Raw genomic sequence first — 20,406 nt, forward strand, 5'->3', positions numbered from 1 at the left:
GGAAGCGATTCACTAACCTTTCCAGCAGGTTTCCTGACTCGCAGATCTTCACGGCAGCCGCGCCTTCTCATGCGTTTCGCACAATGGCATTTCTGCAGCTAACACTCCCTGCTTACAGTGACCGGATCGCTCAGGATTTCCACCTGATTCTCTTTTACCTTCGCGGATTCTTTTTCAAATCCGTTCTGCACTGAAAAGTCCCTTATTTCATTCGTTACTGATTATAGCAAAGCCGTTTTGGAAAGTCAAATGAAAGGCCACGGAAAAAGCGCATAAAATCAGCATTTTTTACATACTTTATGATAACTGTCCGCACCGGAGCCTATTCTATGAAACCAGCTTCTCTGCACCGCCGCATCCTGTTCCCTCTGCTTCTGTGCGGCGGACTTCTTTTCGCCCTGCTGTTCTGGTATTTTTCCCCGTTCTTTTCCCCTGGTGAGAACCGCCGGTTTTCCGCGTATGTGGAGGAACGGTTCCACTCCGAGGTAACCTCTTCTGCCATCACGCTCCACTATACCCTCGCCGATCCGGCTTCCCGCGGAATTGCCCCCGGCACCGCCTCGTTCGGCACGGTTTCCATCCCTGACCGCACCTCGTATGATGCCCTGCTGCAGAGTGTGGAAACAACGCTCACATCCTTTCATCGCAACCGCCTCTCCGCGGAAAATCAGATCACGCTCGATCTTCTGCTCTACGAGCTGGACTGCGAGAAAATGCCGGGCAGCACCAGCCTTCTTGCGGAACCGCTCGGTCCGTCGCTCGGGATTCAGGCACAGCTTCCCATTCTGCTCGCGGAGTACCCGTTCCGCACACAGCAGGATATCGCCGACTACCTCCATCTTCTGCAGGATCTCCCGCGCTATTTCTCCGACCTCATCGCACTCGAGCAGGAAAAATCCCGGCAGGGCGTGTTTCAGAATGACCTTGCGGTCGATGGCATTATCCACCAGTGCAGTGCTTTTCTCGCCGACGCGGATACACCGGAAATCCATCTGCTCCACACCGTTTTTCAGAATAAACTGCAGGCGTCTTCACTGTTTTCTGAGGCGGAAAGGAATCTCTGTCTGCAGACGCATGAAAAACTCCTTACCTCCTGTGTTTTTCCCGCCTACCGCTCTCTTTCCGATGCGCTTTCTTCACTCCGCGGCAAAGGAACACAGAACGCCGGTGGTCTTTCCCGGCAGGAAGGCGGACTTTCCTACTATGCGTATCTTCTCCGCAGCCGCGTCGGTGTTGATGCTTCACCGGAGGAGCTGACCCGCCTTTTAACACAGCAGCTTGCGGACCAGTGTGCCGAAATGCAGATCATTCTCGATCAGAATCCGTCGCTCTCCCTCTCCGAGCAGGCGCTCGTGCTGCCGTTCTCCACGCCGGAGGAAATGCTTGCCGATCTGCAGAATGCCGTTTCTGAAGATTTTCCCGTTCTTTCGGGTATCGCATACGAAGTAAAGACCGTGGATGACTCCCTCAAGGATTTTTTAAGCCCCGCCTTTTATCTCACACCGCCCGCCGATATCAATTCACCCAACTCCATTTACCTGAATCCCGCGGATGAGATGACCGGCATCGAACTGTATTCCACACTTGCCCACGAGGGCTTTCCCGGCCATCTGTACCAGACCGTCTCGTTCTCGCGCTCCGACCCGCTTCTGATCCGCCATCTCTACGCGCCGTCGGGTTATGTGGAAGGATGGGCAACCTACGTTGAATCATATGCCTGCCGCTACGCCGCACGTAATCTCGATGCAAACACGCAGGCGCTCTGCCGTCTCTGGTATCTGAACCGCTCGGTGCATCTTACCCTCTGCTCGCTGCTGGATCTCGGAATCCACAGCCAGGGATGGCTCCTCTCGGATGCGTCAGCCTTTCTGGCGCAGTTCGGCATCACGGATGCGTCGGCCGCTGCCTCTTTATATCAGTATATTCTCGAGACACCGGCGAACTATCTGAAATACTGTGTCGGATCGCTCTCGTTTTCACAGCTCCTCTCGGAAGTGCAGGAACAGGAAGGTGACTCATTCTCATTGATCGGTTTCCATGAAAAACTGCTCCGTCTCGGGCCTCTGCCGTTTCCGCTCGTAGAAAAATATCTGTAAACGGTTCGCCCTGCTGAAAAAAAGATCCCACAGACTTTCTTCTATAAATAATAGAAAGTTCTGTGAGATCTTTTTCATTTTCAAAATTCTTTAACCTAAATTGTAAAGAGATGGATCTGTCGGCCGCTGCGGATCAATAACAGAGGCAGAATCAAACAGATCGCTTGTTCTGTCCTCGCCGCCTCCGTAGAGGTTCTGGTACAGACGGTATCCATCCAGGTTTCTTCGTCCCATACGCAGGTAATTGTCTCTTACCTGAACGAAATACTGGGAGGAATCTACGTTGCAGTAGATGTTGAAGCCCTGACTCTTTAAGTAAGCAAACTTCTCATTGTCCATCGTGTAATCGTGCCAGTCGGAAAGATCCTGTCCATGTGCAAAGATGATGATATCGCTTCCGCCGATGAGCGGTGCAACATACGTCAGCCATTTCTCGGTATCCGCCTGGATCGTCTCGATCGGTTTGTCGCCGACACGGATATGGCCCCAGGTATGGCTTGCGAATGTCCAGCCGTCTGCTTTGATCGCATCGGCTACTTTTTTCGCCTCCTCGCACTCTTTATCCCAGTCGAAATCCGGGTGTGCATCAAGCCATGCTACCTGATCATCCGTCAGATCTTCTCTCGTCTTGTAATCACCGTCGGTGCGGTATCCGAGGATTCCATCGTAGCCGGTCAGTGCTACGGTTCCGCGCGCATTGTGGTATACGGCATCCGGATGCGCTTCGATAAACTGATCCATCAGCGGGATGCAGTCGTAAGCACCGGTCACAACAGTTCCGTCATCCTGAATATATTCGCAGGTCGGTTTTCCGTCGTCGCCGACTACCATCTTGCTGGCAATGCCGCGTCCGTCGTAAGAGTGGTAATAGGAAAGGTCATCCAGAGAAAGAACGAATGCTTTCTTGCCCTCCGGCAGGTAAATGTCCCCTTCCTCGTAATGAACGGTTCCGTCATCATCTACGGTCTTTTTCACGAGATCGTTGATCGAAACCATGACATATCCTCTGTCGTACATCTGCTGGGTGATCGCGTTGAACTCATCCACGGTGGTCATCCACTGGCAGAAGCCTGCGGTCTGTGCGTTGTCCTGATAGAACGCTTTCTGCGGATCGACTACAAGAGAATGATAGAAAATGTGGGTTACTTCGTTGACGTTGACGCGCACACAGGCATCTCTCGTGCTGGTGTACTCTGCTACTTTTGTGATGATATCCGCGTCGGTCGCTGCGCCCTCTACGCTCTGGAGCTTTTCAATGGCTCCATCGTAATCGTATGTCTGCGCAAGTGCATCGGCTTCCGCCATAATCTGTGCTTTCGTTGTCGGCGCTTCAGCACTTCCCGTGCTGTCCGACGATATGGAACCGTCCACCTCTGCTGTTTTCTGATCCTCTTTTTCCTGTGCTTTCTGCTGGATTTTTTCTGTTCCTCCGGCCAAAGCCCAGATTCCAATGCCGAAGATGACAAGCAGAACACATAGAATTCCTGTTTTGATCATCAGCGCACGCTTCCGCTTTCTTCTTCGGAGCTCCTTTTTACTGATGTTTTTTTTCTCACTCATTTTTCCTTCCTCCCAAAACAGCTTTTGCTTTTCTGGCAAATATTACAGTTTTACCGGACTGACAGAAATTCAGCCCGGACTCTGCTCTTTCTATTTTAGCTCAAAATACCGGTTCTGTCGAGTAGGTTTCCGGCAGGTTAAGAGAAATGTAAGAAAACCGGTAACGCTCTTTCTTTTATGCGCGCTGGCCGTGTGCCTCATACATGAGAACGGCGGATGCAATCGCTGCGTTTAACGACTCCACTTTTCCTTCCATCGGAATACGGATCAGGCACTCGGCGGCCTCTGCCATTGCATCGGTCAGGCCGTTTCCCTCATTTCCGATCAGGAATGCCGTTCCTTTTGTGTAATCCTCCTCGCGGTAGGAATGCACGCCGTGCAGATGTGCCGCGTACGTACAGATCTTCCGCGCTTTTAAGCCTTTTACAAATCCGACCGCATCGTCGACGATCAGAAACGGCATACGGTAAATCGAGCCCATCGTCGAGCGAATCGTTTTCGGATTGAAGATATCCGCGGTACCGCGGCTCATGATGATGCCGGTGACTCCTGCGCCCTCTGCGGTGCGGATGATTGTTCCGACATTTCCAGGGTCCTGCAGATCCTCAAGTACCATCAGAAGCGGTGTCTTTCCGTTGTCCATCACCTCCTCTTCGGTGTAATGCGGCATGCGGATCACACTTAAAACACCCTGCGGCGTCTTCGTGTCGCACATGGACTGGAACACGCGGTCGTCCACTACTTCGTATTCTGTCCCGTCGGACGGCATTTCATGCATTTTGCTGCCGCTCTCAGACACATATACTTTTTTCAGCCATTCCCGCGGCGCTTCCTGGAACATTTTCCAGCCCTCCGCCACGAAAACGTCCTGCTCCCGGCGTTCTTTTGCTTTTTTGTTCAGCGCAATAATGTTTTTTACCTGTGCATTGCTGCTGCTTGTAATCATGAATGGTCCCCTCATTTCCTGTTTTTCATCAATTTGGCAAGTTCTTTGTTTTCGCCGATCAGAATCAGCACTTCCTCTGCGCGGAGCAGCGTCTTCGGATTGACCGTGACACGGATGTCTTCCCCGTCCTTGACGGCGATTACGTTGATACTGTATTTCTTCCGCAGATCCAGCTCCTCGAGGTTATGCCCCGTCCACTCTTCCGGCACGGGAAGCTCTACCATGGAGAACGAATCCGACAGCATGAAGAAGTCCTGGAAGCCGCCGGAAATCAGGCTTTTTCCGAGGCGGATGCCCGTCTCACTCTCCGCCATCACGACGCGGTCCGCGCCGACTTTTTTCAAAATATTGGCATGCATCTGGCTCATGCCCTTTGCGATGACGAGCGGCACGCCCGCCTCTTTTGCCTGCAGGGTGGCGAGGATGCTCGACTCCATATTTTCAGAGATGCCGACGATCACGACATCCATGTTGCTGATGCCAAGCGATGCAAAAACACGGCTGTCGGTGATGTCCGCGCGCGCCGCATATGTGACGAGATCGGCGATCTCCTGTACCAGCTCCGGGTCTTTATCGACCGCGAGCACTTCTTTTCCTGCCTGCGCCAGTGTCGTCGCCACGGCGAAGCCGAATTTTCCAAGTCCGATGACTGCGTATTGTTTACTCATGTTTTTTCTCCTCTTTTATCCAATCAGCACCCGCTGTTCCGGGCGCTGGATATCCACATCTTTTCTTCCGCTTCTCCGCCGCAGTGCAATGGCCAGCGTAACCGGTCCAAGACGTCCCATGAACATGACCAGAATTACGATGATTTTTCCCGCCGCCGGAAGTGTCGGCGTAAGCGACCGCGTCAGTCCCACGGTTGCCACAGCGGAAACGATCTCATACAGGCAGTCCAGCAGAGGACTTCCGGTGACAGAGATCAGAAGCACCGTCGCGGTGAATGCCATCGTCAGTGCGAAGAAGAAAATAACGACCGCGGTGCGGATGTTTTCTTCCATGACCTTCCGTCCCCAGACCACGGTGTCGGAATCGCCGCGGATGTAGGATGCGACGACCACGAGCAGAATCGCAACAGTCGTCGTCTTGACACCGCCCGCCGTTCCCATCGGAGAGCCGCCGATGAACATGAGGATCATACTTACCATCGCGGAGCCGTCCGAGAAGTTTGCCTGCGGGATCGTCTCAAAGCCGGCGGTTCGCGTCGTCACGGACTGGAAGAAGGCCGCCATAGCCTTCTGCGCCGGTTTTAAGCTGCCAAGCGAGGATGCGTTGTTCCAGTCCAGCGCGAGGATCAGAAGCGCCCCGCCGAACAGAAGAATGACGGTTGTCGTCAGAACCAGTTTGGTGTGGAGCGTGAAGCCGCGCACGAAGTTTTTCCGGGTCCGTTTTCCTTTTACAAGATCCTGCACGCGCTCCAGAACTTCCCACCAGACCGGAAAGCCAAGGCCGCTTAAGAAAATCAGGCCCATCGTCGTAAAGTTGATGAGAGGGTTCGTCACAAACGGGGCGAACGAGGATTCCCCGACGAGGTCAATTCCGGCGTTGCAGAAGGCGGATACGGAGTGGAACAGGCTGTAGCCGATTCCCTTCCAGAAACCGTATTCCGGCACAAACCAGAAGCTGTAGAAAAAGGCTCCCGCCAGCTCCACCGCCGCCGTGCCGATCAGCAGCTTCCGCACAATACCGACGCTGCCCTTTAAAACCGGCAGATTGTAAGTGTCCTGGATCAGTTTACGGCTCTGCAGACTGATTTTCCGGCGCAGGATCAGAAACACCATCGTCAGGCACGCCATGATGCCAAGACCTCCGAACTGAATCAACCCGAGGATCACAATTTTTCCAAAGGTACTCCATGTCGTCGCCGTCGGAACGGTGACAAGGCCCGTCACGCAGACAGATGTCGTTGCGGTAAACAGGGCGTCGAGCCAGTAAACGCTTTTTCCGTCCGCCGCAGAAACCGGCAGGCAAAGAAGAATTGTCCCCAGCAGAATCACCGCAGCAAACCCCAGCATCATAATCCGCTCCGCCGGTGTATGCCATTTATTTTTGCTTTCTTTTTCGGCCATCGCTCCTCCTATTCTGCCGCTTCATTTTCTGCTTCACTGCTGTAGTAGAGCTTTCCGGTCTCACTGTCCGTCACGGTAATATCCGCAAAATATTCCCCGCAGGAACCCTCACACTGGTAATAGACGTCAAACGAAACCGTCATGTCATCTTCTCCTTCCAGGTATTCCGCGTGAACCTGATTTTTCGCGGTCCGCGTCGTTCTGCTCCACACTTCATCATCCGCAAGAAGCTCCTTTTTGATCTTCACAGGAAATTCACTGGATGCAATTTCGTGCTGATTGGACTCGTTTTTGATCCGGTAATAGAGATTCATGTACAGCCCGTCATCTTCCTCATGGAAAAGCCAGCCGTAGATATCATCCTCCGCAACAATCGTCGGCTGGATCAGCTCAGCGTTTGTTTTAGTCGTGAATGCATTCATCTCATGCGTAAACTCATTCTGCATCCGGCGATGCTTCATCAGCCAGCTGCCTTCCTTCACACCGGCCGCAGCCACGGCAAGAACGACAGCGCCGATGCAAAGGCCAATGATTTTCTTTTTTGTCATTATTTAATTTCCCCTTTTCTTTTTGAAATACAAAAATAAGATACCCATAAGAACATACTTATGAGTATCTTATCAGTTTGCACATATAAAGTCAACGGAGCCGGTGGAGACTTTCCTGCCACCGTTGTGTGTAGTTTAAAATTATCCTGAAGCGAGGAATATCCCCGTCAATGACGAGGATATCTTCGATGCTTGTGTTTAATAATCTGCTTAAAATGAGAAAGTTGTCCAGACTTGGCAGGCACTTGCCGGAAATCCATTTATAGACCGCCTGTGGATTTTCAAAACCCATGGCATTCTGAATGTCTCTCACGGTGTATCCGCTTTCACGAAGAAGGGATTTGATGCGGCTGCCAGTTTCTTTCTGCTGGATTGACAAATAAATTGGTTCCATCCTGCACCTCCATATGTTTAAGCCATCCCGAAACACAGTTTTATCTTATCATCCGGTACTGGAAAAATCCAGTTTTTTCTTCCTGTTTCTACACAACCCGAGTGATCTGTTCGTACAAAAGGATTTTCTTTTCATCTACATTCCGATTGTCATGTGCTGCAAGATTGTTCCGTCCCTCTTCCATCTCTTCTTCGGATGCAAGCTCCTCTTTCCACCAGCTCAGGTGATTGATCCGGTACGGCTTCCAGCCGCGGTCAAAAATCTCATCTCAACGACTCTCTTGCATATGCGCTTTCCTTTTTACCGGAAGAAGATGTTTAGCTCTCCTGTTTCTTTTCTTCTATTAAATGATGATTCAGCCATTTTCCTGATTTGAACCGGATGGTAAAGAGAATGGACCGCAGGCTCCAGTCTGCCGCCATACCGATCCAGACCGCGATCGGGCCGAATCCCCATACGCGGCACAGATAAATGCAGAGACTCACACGGCACAGCCACATCGTACAGCAGGACGTGATCATGGAGAATTTTACATCTCCGGCAGCCCGCATGCCGTATCCCGGGACAAACGCCATGACCCAGCAGAGCGGCTTTACAATCGTGATAAAGATCATCATCTGCATGCAGAGCTTTGCACTCTCTGCCTCCATACCGCCGATCATCGTAATCGGTTTTGTCAGCACAAATACCAGCAGACAGCTTGCAACGATAACCACTTCTGACAGCCAGCACAGTTTTTTAATATAGTAGATTGCTTCATCCTTCCGGCCCGCGCCGAGACACTGACCGACTACCGTCATCAGTCCGATGCCGACACCAATCGCAGCGACACCGTTCAGGTTCTCAAGGATGTTCGTCATCGCCTGTGCGGCAATGGCAACCGTGCCAAGTGTGGACACAGTGGACTGAATCGCCAGCTTTCCAAACTGGAACATACTGTTCTCGATTCCCGATGGAATACCGATGAACAGTATTTTTTTGATCAAACCAAAGTCCGGCCGAATGGAAAGATACTGCTTCACAAAAATCGGTTTGCTTTCATCCCGAAGCTTCCACAGTACGACAACCGCACAGAAAATACGCGAAATTAAAGTCGAAATCGCGGCTCCTTCGACACCCATATGGAAGCCGAAAATAAGAATGGCATTTCCGCCGATGTTCATAAAGTTGGAAATCACCGAAATCACCATCGGACTGCGGCTGTTGTTCTGCGCCCGCAGAATGGATGCGCCCGCATCGTAAAGACCGATAAACGGGAATGACAGCAGCGTAAACAGGAAATACACCTGTGAATTTTTCATAACATCCGCTTCCACTGCCCCGAAAATCACGCGCAGCAGCGGAACACGGAAAATCAGACAGCCCGCGGATAATGCGACGGACAAAACTGTCATAACAAAAAGCACCTGTTGTGCCGAACGGATTGCTCCATCCCGTTTTTCGCTTCCAATATACTGCGAACAGAGAATCGCTCCTCCTGCCGCCAGCGCAGAAAGCGCCTGAATGACTAAGATATTAATGGAATCCACCAGCGAGACTGCCGAAATTGCGGCAGACCCGACATTGCTGACCATCATCGTGTCGACAGTTCCCATCAGGGAAGAAAGCAATTGTTCAATGATGATTGGAATTAAAAGCTTGCGAAGATCCGTGTTACTGTATAAATGAGTTTGTTTTGTTGTAGTTTTCATTGTTTTTGTTTCTGCATGACCTCATCTGCCGGATATGCTTTGCCAGCCCTGCCTTTTCCACACCTTTCTTTTTTCTCTCCATTCTATTCCATTTGACGATCCATTGCAATTATTTCGCGAATCTTGCTCTTATCTGATTATTTTTATCAAGCACAACATACTTTTCTATCTCATAATGACTTTTTCAGTCTTTCCAAATCTTCGCTGTCCGGGTGTGACAAAGCACGGTCAAAATTCTGAATCAGCAGATCAAGATTGGCCGGATGTTCCGGGTTTTCTTTCATTTTCATATACCGTTCGCGCACAGACTGTGGCATCTTTCCCTGGCACATATACTCACCGATGACCGTATTGCTTGCATCGATCGACTGTTTGACTTGTCCGAGAATCTTTTCAAAATAGGCATCACTTCCGCCAAATCCAGCTGTTCCAAACAGGAAAATCTTTTTATTTTTTAATTTCGACAACAATTCTAATGTCTTTTGATCTGCATTCCCTTTGTCCGTCCAAAATCCGATATAGCATACGTCGGATTGCGGTACCTGCGAATCGTTTGTGCCAAAATAATCGCATTTGTCCTTTGGCAACGTTTCATAGATTGCATCAGCCAGCTTCTTTGTATTACCCGTTAAGCTGCAAAACAGGATCGAATAATGTTCTTTTATCATAGCCCCTACACCTCCAGTTCAGGTATTTATGTGGAAAATCCACTTTTTCGTAAATTGTATTATCTCTTCAGATCACATCTCGATTTCGCTTACGCTGCATCCCGATGTTGCTTCTCACTATTTCCTCTCAGGCTTTTAAGTCAAGCGGATATTCGCAATCCGCTTCGCTACTTGCTCATAACCGAATAGCTGCTTTGCAGCTTCAGTTAAACTTAAAAATATTAAGTCCGGTTTCTTCATCATGAACTCTGTCCACTCTTCCGCCAATTACCGTGATGACCATCTCACAGGTTGCACTGACAATCGCTCTGTTCAGGTGTCCTCCAACCACCTCGCCGTTCTGATTTCCGGCGCTCATATGAAGGTGTGCATAATATTCTCCGTCCATTGTATTGATTGTACCTGTCAGTGATGTAATTTCATAATACCCTTGGAAGCTGTTTGCATCATATTTCTTTTTGTCTGTCTTATATACTCCAACTGTGAAATCGTTGATCGCTCCAAGAGCCTGGATACTGGCAAGCTTTATATTCTCCTTTATGGCAATTACCTTCAGCTGCTCCAGTATTTCCTCGTCTTTGTCAATCCTTGCTACTATGACATTGTCAAATTTTCTGTATTCCATTTTGTTCTCCTTTCTCTTTCCGTCTGCCACTTTTCAGATATTTCCTGCAATCATCTCAATATTTGTTCAGGAAATGCTCCCTGTTCGGATACTCCTGCCGATATGCCCGGAGCGCGGCTTCCCGGAGCAGGGTGAATTCTTTTTCCATACGAAGCAGGCGGGGCGCCTTAAAGGCGATCACACTGATCTGCTCGGCGATTTTTTTCGCGATTCCTTCTTCGGATAATTGTCCCATGCCGAATACCAGAGAGGTGAATCCTCTGCCTCCTCTGCTGACCTGAATAAACTTCAGGAATACATTGTACAGTTCATCCTCAAGAATTTTCTGATATCTCTCCTCTGACTGCATGGCTTCCGCCAGGCACAACGTGGAGAGAATCCGGGCTCCCATCTTTCTTCTGTCGCCTCCCAGATCCAGAGAGGTTCCTTCCGCCAGATACTTCAGTTCCATCAGGCATTTGACAAATTCATCCTTCTGGAGCCTCCGTTTTCCGTATCGAGCCGTCCAGAGCCGAGCCCGGTATTCTTCTTCCCAGGCTTCCTCCTCTCCGATATATTCTTTTAAGATCTGCTGCCGTTTTGCCGGATCTGTCTCCTGATAAAAATCTTTGGTCCATGTATGTTCCATCTGTTTTTCCTCATTCTGTCAGGCGGATATTCGCAATCCGCTTCGCTGCTTGCTTGATTGGTTTAAAATAAAGACACGTCTTCACTTACTCTTTCTGCCTGCAAACGCAGTCTTCCTGCTTACATTTCGGAGTGGGAAATCGTCTCTTCTGCGTTCAGGTACTCATCGATGTTGCTGCCGTCTACCTTCTGATATTCTGAAAAATAATACCGGCCTTCTTTCAGGCTTTCCTGGTCAAATTCCTCTCCCTCGAACAGCTCCACTGCCATTTTCGCCATTTTCTTTGCCTGATCCACTCTGTCATTTAGGATGCTGCCCTGCATCTCTCCTGCCTTTACGGCTTCCAGAGCCTCTTCCAGGCCATCAATTCCGAAGATCACCGGCCATTCTTCACGGACATAGCCTGCTTTCCGATAGGCCTCCACAGCCCCAAGTGCCATCTCATCGTTGTTGGACATAACAAGTTCAATCTTTTTTCCGTACTGGCTGATCAGACGGTTCATGCGGTTTTCCGCCTGTCCCCGGTTCCAGTCCGCTAACTGATAGCTTAGCTTTTCCAGTATAACATCATTCTTCATCAGTGTCTTTACGGAATACTCTGTTCTGCTGATGGCATCCTGATGGCCTGCTTCTCCTTCCAGAAGCACGTATTGGATCTTTCCATCCTGATTTTTATCGACTTCCGGATGGCTCTTGATGTATTCTTCTGCAATCTCGCCCTGCATAATCCCGGACTGTTCTGCATCACAGCCCACATAATACAGCTTTTCCCACTGCATCAGGTCTTCCCTTACCGGTTCCCTGTTAAAAAAGATCACAGGAATGTCTTCATTCCTTGCCATTCGGATGATCCGGGACGGAGCTGTCCGGTCCACAAGATTGATACAGAGCACATCACAGCCGGCATCAATCATCTCTTCCACCTTTTCGTTCTGTTCCTGCTGATCGTCGTTTCCGCTTTTTGTCGATACGATAATCCTTCGTTCTTTGTTTTCCATGGCTTTCAGCTGCGCCTTCAGTTCATCCGTCAATCCATTGATAAAAGGATCATCCTGAGTGTAGGTTATCACTCCGACCCGCAGGGTTTTCTCTGTCTGGTCCGACTTGCCGGAACACCCCGACAGCACAAGCACCGCACTCCCTATCGTGGCAGATAATAATACTGCCACCCTTCTTTTCTTTTTATTCATAGGAATATAAAAACCTTTCTAAATCTTCGTCCATAGAGAAATTTTCCTTGCCAAGTACCTGATATTCGGTTATATATCCTTGCATTTTATAAGACCTGTGCTCGATCCTTTTGGTTATTTCTTCCACACTTTTATAGCCGATTTCATATCCGTCCGGCACAGCCAGCCCCTGAATGTTTCCGTTATCCAGAAGTGCAATCGTCTTCAGACTGTAACCCACTCCATAAAGCTCCGCGCCCTCGTATGTTCCATTTTCTGCCTGCTCTCCAAACTCTTCCAATATTCCTGCATCCAGGATGACAAGAGCATCCGCCTCTGTTTCCTTCTTCATCCGCTCCACAATGTCCTGTTCTTTTCTCCGGTAAATACACCAGCTGATCTTGCTTTCGCTGCCTTCCAGCGCCTCGTTCAATCCACAAATCTCCGCCTGTACAGCCTCGGACATTTTCCAGTCGGCGATAATTCCGATCTTCTGCTTTTTTGTTCTCAGCCGTTCTCCCAGCCATCTTCCGATCTCCCGGTAATCCGGCTGGATCGTGGGACTGGCAGTTTTCCCTTCTTTTACCGCCAGACCATCTGCAATCAGCAGATACGGTTTATTTCCACACTCTTTTTTCAGCATATTTTCCGTCTCATGACCGGGTGCCGGATATATGATAAAGCCATCAATATCGTTGTCCTTCTGTTCCCTGATAAATTCTCTTTCCGCCTCCGGCCCGTCGATCTCTTCCGTATTGCAGATGATCATATGAACGTTGTTCTCTGCCGCAGCCTGCTTCATTCCCTTGATCAGGGCATCCCAGCGTTTGTCACCGGACTCCGGAAGAATCACCGCAATCCGGGGCTCTGCTACGTTCTGATCGAAAATTTTCCATACAAAGAATACTGCCAGCAGCAGCAAAAGAAACTCAATTATAAGAAATTTCATTCTGTTCTTTTTCATCCGCCCGGTCTCCTCTGTATGTATTTTTGTAATTCCAATGCTTCTGCGTTTTCCGGTGTATATGGGATTGCCGGAATACGGATCGTAACCCTTGTTCCTTCGTCCGGTTCGCTTTCTATGGAAAGTCCGTATTCTTCGCCAAACATCAGCCGGATTCTGGAATGCACATTGATCACACCCACGCCGGAACCGTGCTTCGGAACCTTGCTGTTATCCGTCAGAATATTTTCCAGGACTTCTTCCCGCATGCCCATCCCATTGTCTTCGATGGTGATCAGAATGTCCTCGTCTTTCTTTTTTCCGCTGACGATGATCATGCCGCCATCATCCTCATCCATATTGCCAACGCCATAATAGATGGCATTTTCCAGGATAGGCTGGATCACCAGCTTTACAATGCAGTAGTTTTCAATCTCTTCCTCAATCCGGAATTCTGTTTTAAATCGCTCTTTGTACCGGGCCAGCTGGATATTCATATAGCTTCTGCTGTGCTGCAGCTCATCCTTAATGGGAATGATGGTCTTACCCCGTGACAGACTGACACGAAGTAATTTTGCCAGTTCGGAAATCATACGAACCGCTGCTTCATTTTCCTGGGCTTCCACCATCCATGTGATGGACTCCAGTGTATTATACAGAAAATGGGGGTTGATCTGGCTTTGCAGGGCATCCAGTTCACTTTTTCTTCGTTCATTTTGCTGCCGGATGATCTCGTCCATCAGTTTTTCGATCTGTTCATAGGACTTCTGCACAGAATGTCCCAGATGGCGGATCTCCGAGGAGCCGCCGATATAGATATCCGGTTTTCCTCCTGCCTCATGGGCCTTGACGGAAGCATCCAGCTCCCGGATCGGTTTGGATATCTTCCGGGATACCAGCTGATTTCCCTCCAAAAGCATGACCAGAAGAACCAGAATCGTGGCAAATACATAGTAACGGAAGTTCTTGTAGTTTGCCGCCTGCACGCTCTCTGGCACAACACCGATCATCTTCCAGCCTGTATAGGCTACGCTGCCGACGATCACGGTCTCGTTCTGACCGCCGGAACGGATCTCGTAGGTTCCGTCCTCGTATTTTGCCGCGTCCAGACTGTTTTCTTCAAATAATCCGCGGTTTAACTCCGTTCCCCGTGGATGATAGATCATCTCTCCGTCCTGACTGGTCAGATAATAGTAGATTCCGCCGGAACAGTCATTGATCTGCTTCATCACGTCCCTGATCACAGAATATTTCATATCCAGTAAAAGAATACCGGTTTCCGGTGTCTCTCCCTTGTTGACATCTACATACCTGCTCAGGGAAACGACCCATTGGTACCGATAAGAGCCGTCCTCAAACAGCTCCTGGATATGCGGTGTGGAAAAGTGTATATTTTCAATGGCATCTTCCGCATTTTTATACCATTCCTGCGTCTGCACCTTCACATTTTTCTTTTCTGCCGCCACCGGCTCCGATGCAATCAGATTTCCTTTGGGGTCATACAAAGCCAGGCTCTGGATCTTATCGGAGTTGGTCTCATAGAGCAGACTGAACTGCTCCGAGAATTCCCCGCTGGATATATCAAACTGCTGGACCACGTTGTAGTTTGCCCCGTTTATAATCTGCCGGATATCCAGCAGGTCTGCATCTAACCGGTCCACGGTAGCCTCTACAGTAGCTTCCGTGTTGTCCACTGCTGTTTTTTCCAATGCCAGCTTGAATCGATGGTAAAGCAGCAATCCCATTACAATGATCGTAACCAGTGAAATCGCCATAAGGACAGACAGGATAATCGACTGTATGTTAAATACGATGTTCTTCCTGGAATCCGGCTTTCTTTTTCTATCTTTCATGTATTTTCCCTTTCACCTGTTCCCTATTTTCCGGAAGCTCTGTATTTGGAAGGGGAAACACCGAATTTCTTTTTGAATACATAGCTGAAGTAGTTCGCATCCTGATATCCCACTTTTTCTGCGATCTTATAGCTTTTTTCATCGGTGTTCAGCACCATTTCTTCTGCCCTGTCCATTCGGTAATCGGTAAGATAGGAGACAAAGGACTGACCGGTTTCCTTTTTAAAGATGGACGAAAAGTAAGAATTGGACACACCAAGATCTGCGCACACATCATCCAGCGAGAGCGCCGGTTCCATATATCTGTCTTTTACGATGTTCTGTGCATCGGTGATGATCCGTCTGGAGGTACTGTTTCTGGTACTTCTCAGTTTTTCGCTGATCGCCATAGACATATTGATAATCCAGTTTGTCATAGAGCTTTCATCCAGCTGAGTCACTCTTTCGTAAAGATTCTGTACATTTCCGGAAATTTCATTGAAATCCATGGAATTATTGGCACAAAATTTGAAAAAGCCGCTGACAATCTCCATGGTAGCCAGATTGTACTGGCTGATGGTGGCTGCATTCTTATGGAGCTTTTCTGTCTCCTTGATGGCTTCTTTCCGGATCTTCTCCTGATCCCCTACATGGATGGCACGAAACAGCTCCTGCATCCTTGTCTCTTCTAAGGGAACCGCCTTTTTTGACTCTTTGGGAACGATCTCCGCGATATTGATGGCTCTTTTCGTTCCGTACAGGACACGGTAGGATACCGCCTCTCTGGCTCCCTCGTAGGAAATACTGATATCGTACAGACTGTTGCAGACGGTTCCGATCCCTGCGGTAACCGCCGCCCCCATAATTCTCCATGCCCAGCGGCAGAACCGGTCACACTTGTCCGTCAATTGAGCTATCTCATCTTCTGAATGGAGTTCCATAATCAGAATGGTATTACCCATATAGATGAACTCCTGGCAATTACAGTTCTCCATCAGCCGCTGTTTGATCTCCCGCTCCACGGACATGGATAACAATAAGGGATTCATGCCATCCGGCACATCATTTTCCGATGTATGAAAAATCATGCAGCAAAACAAAGGTCCCTTCATATCCACCCGATAGTCCAAAAGGAATCGTTCATAATCCTCTTCTCTGACCCTTCCCTCGATCAGGGAAATAAAGAAATTGGACTGCAGCTTTGGTAATACCTCCTGGAAATAGTCTTCCAGTTTTTTTACATTTAACTTTTCTTCCCGTTCCCTGTCCAGTGTGGTTTTCAGCTTCATCAGGCTTTCTGACAGTTCGATGGCGCTGATGGGTTTCAGCATATATTCCTTGATCTCCAGATGGACGGCCTCTTTCGCATATTCAAATTCGTCAAAACCGGTGCAAAGCATAATGTAAATATTGGGATAGTCCTGGTTCAGTTTTCTTGCCAGCTCCAGTCCATCCATGTAAGGCATTTTAATGTCCGTCAGTACCACATCCGGCTGAAGTTTTTCCACCAGCTCCAAAGCCTTCACGCCGTTGGTGGCACTTCCCACTACGTCAAATCCCAGATCATTCCAATGGATCTTTTTTTTCATAACATCGATGACCTCTACTTCATCATCGACAAGAATCACTTTATATTGTTCCATTCTTATCCCCCTGTTTTCCGGAGTACGTTGTTGTTCCTTCATTATAGCAGAAGATTGCTCTCTGCTGAATGAATAGTTACAAAAATTTTGTAATTATTCAGAGCCCCATCTCGATTCCGCTTACGCTGCATCTCGATGTTGCTTCTCGCCATATGAAATTCCAGAAAAATAGCTCATTCATGTAAACATGATTCGCGATTTTTCTTCCATTTCGCATGGCTCTGAATAGTTACAAATTTTGCCAGAACAGAATAAAAGACCGCCCTAGTCATCCATCGGACGACCGGGCTGTCTTATATTCTATCTGTTTATGAATCTTTCATTATTTTTTCTGTACATATTTCAGACAGTCAAGTGTTACGGCTGCCAGGATAATGATACCTTCGAAGATGAACTGAAGGTTAGTATCAATACCAAGAATTGTCAGTGCGTATGTCAGGGAGGTAAAGATCAGTACACCGGTTACAACTCCGGAGATCTTACCGATACCACCGGTAAAGGATACACCACCAACTACGCAGGCTGCGATGGCATCCATATCCCATCCCTGTCCGTAAGCTGCACTACCGGAACCAACCATACGGTTACATTCCAGCCAGGAACCGAAGCCATACAGGATACCTGCCAGCATAAATGCTCCCATTGTTACTTTAAATACAGAGATACCGGATACTGCTGCCGCTTCCGGGTTTCCACCTACCGCATACAGGTTTTTGCCAAAAGTTGTTTTGTTCCAGATAAACCATACAATGGCAACTGCTGCAACAGCCCACAGAATGATGGTCGGGAATTTTCCGATCTGCGGAATGAAAGTATTCGGGATGGCAGAATCAATCGCACCGAAGGATACACCCTTGGTCGCATAGGTAACCAGACCGAAGATGATCAGCATGTTCGCCATGGTAGAGATAAACGGATGCATTTTGAATCTCGCCATGAAGAATCCGGCAATCATGGCAAATGCTGTCGTAAGGATTACACACATTAACAGTGCAAACAGTGCTTTCGCTGTAGCAGGCATAGCGGAGAAGTCAAATACATGTCCGAATACGGCACCTGTATTGATTCCGTTATGCATGATGATGGTTGCTGTAACCATACCCATACCAACCATACGTCCCACGGAAAGGTCGGTACCTGTTAACAGGATCAGACCGGCAACACCAAGTGCAAGGAACATACGCGGGGATGCCTGCTGTAAGATATTCAGGATGTTGGTAACAGTCAGCAGCTGTGTATTTTTAACGATCGGTGTGATGATACACAGTGCGATGAAGATCAGAATGATTACGATATACAGACCGTTTTTGTACAGGAACTGAGATAAATCGAAGGTATATCTGTAATTTTCCAGTTTCTGTATTCTCTGCTGCGGGAATGTAAATTTGGAAGCCCGCAACAGGTCGATCAGGTGATATTTATGCATGAATGCTTCATGTCTTCTGTCCTTGATCTCCTGAAGCTTCGATTCGTGAGCCATCTGTGCATCAAACAATTTATTTTTGAGCACATATTTCTCAGCCTTAATCTCTTCTGCATCCTTCAGAGAAGCAACCTTTTTCTGATGCTCGCTCTTTAGATCTGCTTTGACCTTCTCATATCTGCTGTTTTCTTCTGCTTTTGCAGCTTTGCAGCTTTTGTTTACTACGTCGTAATAATCCTTTTTGTAATGCGCGGCCAGATAGCTTTCTGCCTCTGCGATCAGCTTTTTGATTTCTTCTTTGTTGTCTGCTTCTACTTTTTTTGCATTTTCCAGCTCTTTTTTGCTGTTTTCAATGATCTTATCTCTCTGTGTTGCGGATAAGTTCTTGTTTTCTTTTGCGATCGCGATCTGTTTTTTCAGATCGCTCACTTTGTCAAAGCCGTCTGCACGTAATGCATCGATTTTTTTCTGGATTTCTTCCACATATTCATCGATCGGCTTCAAAAGCTTTGCTTCTTCTTCCGACGAAATAATAACGCTGTTTTCTGCCATTTCCAATTTTCCTCCTGTTACAGGTATTTAGCACTGAGTCTCAATAATTCTTCCTGGTTTGTTTCTTTGGTATTTACGATTCCGGCCAGACGTCCGTTAGACATAACACCGATTCGGTTGGTAATACCAAGAATCTCCGGCATTTCGGAAGAAACAACGATGATTGTTTTTCCCTGTTTCGCCATATTGATAATCAGTTCATAGATTTCATATTTTGCTCCAACATCGATTCCTCGTGTCGGGTCATCCATCATGAATACGCTCGGTGAACGTTCCAGCCATTTACCAAAGATAACCTTCTGCTGATTACCACCGGAAAGGTTGGCGATCATATCATCCGGTCCCATACATTTTGTATGCATGATCTTGATTTCTTCAGCCGTTGCACGCACCATCTTGTCATGCGACAATGCGATTCCGCTCTTATAATGTTTCATATTCGCAATGGTAGTATTGAATGTAATATCGCCCTTCAGGAACAGACCATTGGCTTTTCTTTCCTCTGTAATCAGAGCAAATCCGTGATCCATGGCATCCTTCGGGGAGGAGAAGTTCAGTACTTTTCCATCATATACGATATTTCCTTCTGCTTTTGTACGAATTCCGAAGATTGTCTCCAGAAGTTCCGTACGACCGGCACCGACCAGACCATAGAATCCGAAAATTTCTCCTTTTTTGATATCAAAAGAAATATTCTGCAGTTTCGGTGCATATTTTGTTGATATATTCTGTACGGAAAGAATCGTTTCTCCCGGTGTATTGTCTACAGGCGGAAATCTGTTGTCCAGAGAACGTCCAACCATGGCGGCGATCAGTTCGTTCATATCCGTTTCTTTACTTGGCTTGGTCATGACCAGGCTTCCGTCTCGCAGTACGGATATTTCGTCACAGATTTCAAATATTTCATCCATTTTATGTGAAATGTAGATCAGGGCAATTCCCTGCGCCTTCAGCTGACGCATCATCTTAAAGAGTTTTTCAACCTCTGGTGCAGTCAGGGATGATGTAGGTTCATCCAGTACAATGACTTTGGAATGATAGGAAATCGCTTTTGCGATCTCACACATCTGTCTCTGAGATACAGACATTTTCTTCATTGGCTGCGTCAGATCAACTGTAATTCCCAGTTTTCTGAACAGGTCTGATGTTTCTTTTTTCATTCTTCCTTCGTCGATCACTCCAACGGAATTCTTTGGGTATCTTCCAAGGAACATGTTATCTACAACACTTCTTTCAAGACACTGGTTCAACTCCTGGTGTACCATTGCCACTCCGTTTTCCAGTGCATCCTTCGGACCGGAGAAATTCACTTCTTTTCCGTCCAATACGATGGTTCCTTCATCTTTCTGATAGGTTCCAAAGAGGCATTTCATCATTGTCGATTTTCCGGCACCGTTTTCACCCATCAGTCCCATAATGGTTCCAGGTTTGACATTCATGCTAATATGTTTCAGAACCTTATTTCTACCGAACGATTTGCTCATGCCGTTAATCGATAAGATATATTTATTCTTATCTTCTGTCATAGCTGCGCTTCCTTTTCTTAGTAAAGAAGGGTATCATTGCTGACACCCCTCTATAATTTCATTCATTTACGGTAACGATTCAGAAACCTCATC

The 20,406-nt window shown here is 47.9% G+C and carries 17 protein-coding genes and 1 riboswitch; of the genes, 1 reads left to right on the forward strand and 16 read right to left on the reverse strand.

Annotated elements, in window-relative coordinates:
* Positions 1-6 precede the first annotated feature (6 nt).
* Positions 7-210, reverse strand: a riboswitch (cobalamin riboswitch).
* Positions 211-329: 119 nt separating this feature from the next.
* Positions 330-2,096: a DUF885 domain-containing protein gene (locus tag DWY63_RS05405; protein ID WP_158568328.1), complete on the forward strand. Its 1,767-nt coding sequence runs from the start codon at positions 330-332 to the stop codon at positions 2,094-2,096.
* Between the two features lie 90 nt (positions 2,097-2,186).
* Here the strand turns inward: DWY63_RS05405 and DWY63_RS05410 are convergent, their stop codons facing one another.
* The 16 genes from DWY63_RS05410 to DWY63_RS05485 all read right to left on the reverse strand — a co-directional run bounded on the left by DWY63_RS05410 (position 2,187) and on the right by DWY63_RS05485 (position 20,313).
* A complete protein-coding gene (locus tag DWY63_RS05410) occupies positions 2,187-3,656 on the reverse strand; it encodes a polysaccharide deacetylase (RefSeq protein ID WP_117801551.1) in 1,470 nt (489 codons plus the stop codon).
* A gap of 175 nt (positions 3,657-3,831) precedes the next feature.
* Positions 3,832-4,602 (reverse strand): TrmH family RNA methyltransferase, encoded by a 771-nt coding sequence (locus DWY63_RS05415; protein ID WP_055228546.1) that lies wholly within the window; start codon positions 4,600-4,602, stop codon positions 3,832-3,834.
* Positions 4,603-4,613: 11 nt separating this feature from the next.
* Positions 4,614-5,270 carry a potassium channel family protein gene (locus DWY63_RS05420; RefSeq protein WP_055267716.1) on the reverse strand — a complete coding sequence of 219 codons (657 nt, stop codon included), beginning with the start codon at positions 5,268-5,270 and terminating at the stop codon, positions 4,614-4,616.
* Between the two features lie 15 nt (positions 5,271-5,285).
* Positions 5,286-6,671, reverse strand: a complete 1,386-nt coding sequence (locus DWY63_RS05425) for a TrkH family potassium uptake protein (RefSeq protein ID WP_117801552.1) — start codon at positions 6,669-6,671, stop codon at positions 5,286-5,288.
* Between the two features lie 8 nt (positions 6,672-6,679).
* Complete coding sequence (locus DWY63_RS05430) at positions 6,680-7,219, reverse strand: hypothetical protein (protein WP_055267721.1); 540 nt, start codon at positions 7,217-7,219, stop codon at positions 6,680-6,682.
* 91 nt (positions 7,220-7,310) lie between these two features.
* On the reverse strand, positions 7,311-7,613 hold the full coding sequence (locus DWY63_RS05435) for a helix-turn-helix domain-containing protein (RefSeq protein WP_055220202.1): 303 nt from the start codon (positions 7,611-7,613) through the stop codon (positions 7,311-7,313).
* 317 nt (positions 7,614-7,930) lie between these two features.
* The gene (locus tag DWY63_RS05440; protein WP_117761992.1) at positions 7,931-9,304 is read right to left on the reverse strand and encodes an MATE family efflux transporter; all 1,374 of its coding nucleotides are present in this window, start codon (positions 9,302-9,304) and stop codon (positions 7,931-7,933) included.
* 170 nt (positions 9,305-9,474) lie between these two features.
* Positions 9,475-9,972: a flavodoxin family protein BilS gene (gene bilS, locus DWY63_RS05445; RefSeq protein WP_022461714.1), complete on the reverse strand. Its 498-nt coding sequence runs from the start codon at positions 9,970-9,972 to the stop codon at positions 9,475-9,477.
* 202 nt (positions 9,973-10,174) lie between these two features.
* Positions 10,175-10,597 carry a PPC domain-containing DNA-binding protein gene (locus DWY63_RS05450; protein WP_117801656.1) on the reverse strand — a complete coding sequence of 141 codons (423 nt, stop codon included), beginning with the start codon at positions 10,595-10,597 and terminating at the stop codon, positions 10,175-10,177.
* Positions 10,598-10,652: 55 nt separating this feature from the next.
* On the reverse strand, positions 10,653-11,225 hold the full coding sequence (locus DWY63_RS05455; protein WP_117801553.1) for a DUF6553 family protein: 573 nt from the start codon (positions 11,223-11,225) through the stop codon (positions 10,653-10,655).
* A 119-nt stretch (positions 11,226-11,344) separates the two neighbouring features.
* Complete coding sequence (locus DWY63_RS05460) at positions 11,345-12,394, reverse strand: galactose ABC transporter substrate-binding protein (protein WP_330411482.1); 1,050 nt, start codon at positions 12,392-12,394, stop codon at positions 11,345-11,347.
* A gap of 13 nt (positions 12,395-12,407) precedes the next feature.
* Complete coding sequence (locus tag DWY63_RS05465; protein WP_055267736.1) at positions 12,408-13,358, reverse strand: substrate-binding domain-containing protein; 951 nt, start codon at positions 13,356-13,358, stop codon at positions 12,408-12,410.
* Positions 13,355-15,190, reverse strand: coding sequence for a cache domain-containing sensor histidine kinase (locus DWY63_RS05470; protein WP_117801555.1), 1,836 nt, complete (start codon positions 15,188-15,190; stop codon positions 13,355-13,357). The genes DWY63_RS05465 and DWY63_RS05470 overlap by 4 nt, the downstream gene beginning before the upstream one ends.
* 23 nt (positions 15,191-15,213) lie before the next feature.
* Positions 15,214-16,812, reverse strand: a complete 1,599-nt coding sequence (locus DWY63_RS05475) for a response regulator (protein WP_117510116.1) — start codon at positions 16,810-16,812, stop codon at positions 15,214-15,216.
* A 322-nt stretch (positions 16,813-17,134) separates the two neighbouring features.
* The gene (locus DWY63_RS05480; protein ID WP_117510117.1) at positions 17,135-18,787 is read right to left on the reverse strand and encodes a galactose/methyl galactoside ABC transporter permease MglC; all 1,653 of its coding nucleotides are present in this window, start codon (positions 18,785-18,787) and stop codon (positions 17,135-17,137) included.
* A gap of 17 nt (positions 18,788-18,804) precedes the next feature.
* Positions 18,805-20,313 (reverse strand): sugar ABC transporter ATP-binding protein, encoded by a 1,509-nt coding sequence (locus DWY63_RS05485; protein WP_117801556.1) that lies wholly within the window; start codon positions 20,311-20,313, stop codon positions 18,805-18,807.
* Between the last annotated feature and the right edge of the window lie 93 nt (positions 20,314-20,406).

The sequence above is a fragment of the Blautia sp. AF26-2 genome (assembly GCF_003460955.1).
Classification (GTDB): domain Bacteria; phylum Bacillota; class Clostridia; order Lachnospirales; family Lachnospiraceae; genus Fusicatenibacter; species Fusicatenibacter saccharivorans.

Bases quoted from the DNA above. Each gene is read 5' to 3' on its own strand.
- DWY63_RS05450 (WP_117801656.1), bottom strand. From the start codon at position 10,597: ATGGAATACAGAAAATTTGACAATGTCATAGTAGCAAGGATTGACAAA.
- DWY63_RS05420 (WP_055267716.1), bottom strand. From the start codon at position 5,270: ATGAGTAAACAATACGCAGTCATCGGACTTGGAAAATTCGGCTTCGCC.
- DWY63_RS05465 (WP_055267736.1), bottom strand. From the start codon at position 13,358: ATGAAAAAGAACAGAATGAAATTTCTTATAATTGAGTTTCTTTTGCTG.
- DWY63_RS05475 (WP_117510116.1), bottom strand. From the start codon at position 16,812: ATGGAACAATATAAAGTGATTCTTGTCGATGATGAAGTAGAGGTCATC.
- DWY63_RS05405 (WP_158568328.1), top strand. From the start codon at position 330: ATGAAACCAGCTTCTCTGCACCGCCGCATCCTGTTCCCTCTGCTTCTG.
- DWY63_RS05435 (WP_055220202.1), bottom strand. From the start codon at position 7,613: ATGGAACCAATTTATTTGTCAATCCAGCAGAAAGAAACTGGCAGCCGC.
- DWY63_RS05430 (WP_055267721.1), bottom strand. From the start codon at position 7,219: ATGACAAAAAAGAAAATCATTGGCCTTTGCATCGGCGCTGTCGTTCTT.
- DWY63_RS05425 (WP_117801552.1), bottom strand. From the start codon at position 6,671: ATGGCCGAAAAAGAAAGCAAAAATAAATGGCATACACCGGCGGAGCGG.
- DWY63_RS05440 (WP_117761992.1), bottom strand. From the start codon at position 9,304: ATGAAAACTACAACAAAACAAACTCATTTATACAGTAACACGGATCTT.
- DWY63_RS05470 (WP_117801555.1), bottom strand. From the start codon at position 15,190: ATGAAAGATAGAAAAAGAAAGCCGGATTCCAGGAAGAACATCGTATTT.
- DWY63_RS05455 (WP_117801553.1), bottom strand. From the start codon at position 11,225: ATGGAACATACATGGACCAAAGATTTTTATCAGGAGACAGATCCGGCA.
- bilS (WP_022461714.1), bottom strand. From the start codon at position 9,972: ATGATAAAAGAACATTATTCGATCCTGTTTTGCAGCTTAACGGGTAAT.
- DWY63_RS05410 (WP_117801551.1), bottom strand. From the start codon at position 3,656: ATGAGTGAGAAAAAAAACATCAGTAAAAAGGAGCTCCGAAGAAGAAAG.
- DWY63_RS05415 (WP_055228546.1), bottom strand. From the start codon at position 4,602: ATGATTACAAGCAGCAGCAATGCACAGGTAAAAAACATTATTGCGCTG.
- DWY63_RS05480 (WP_117510117.1), bottom strand. From the start codon at position 18,787: ATGGCAGAAAACAGCGTTATTATTTCGTCGGAAGAAGAAGCAAAGCTT.
- DWY63_RS05485 (WP_117801556.1), bottom strand. From the start codon at position 20,313: ATGACAGAAGATAAGAATAAATATATCTTATCGATTAACGGCATGAGC.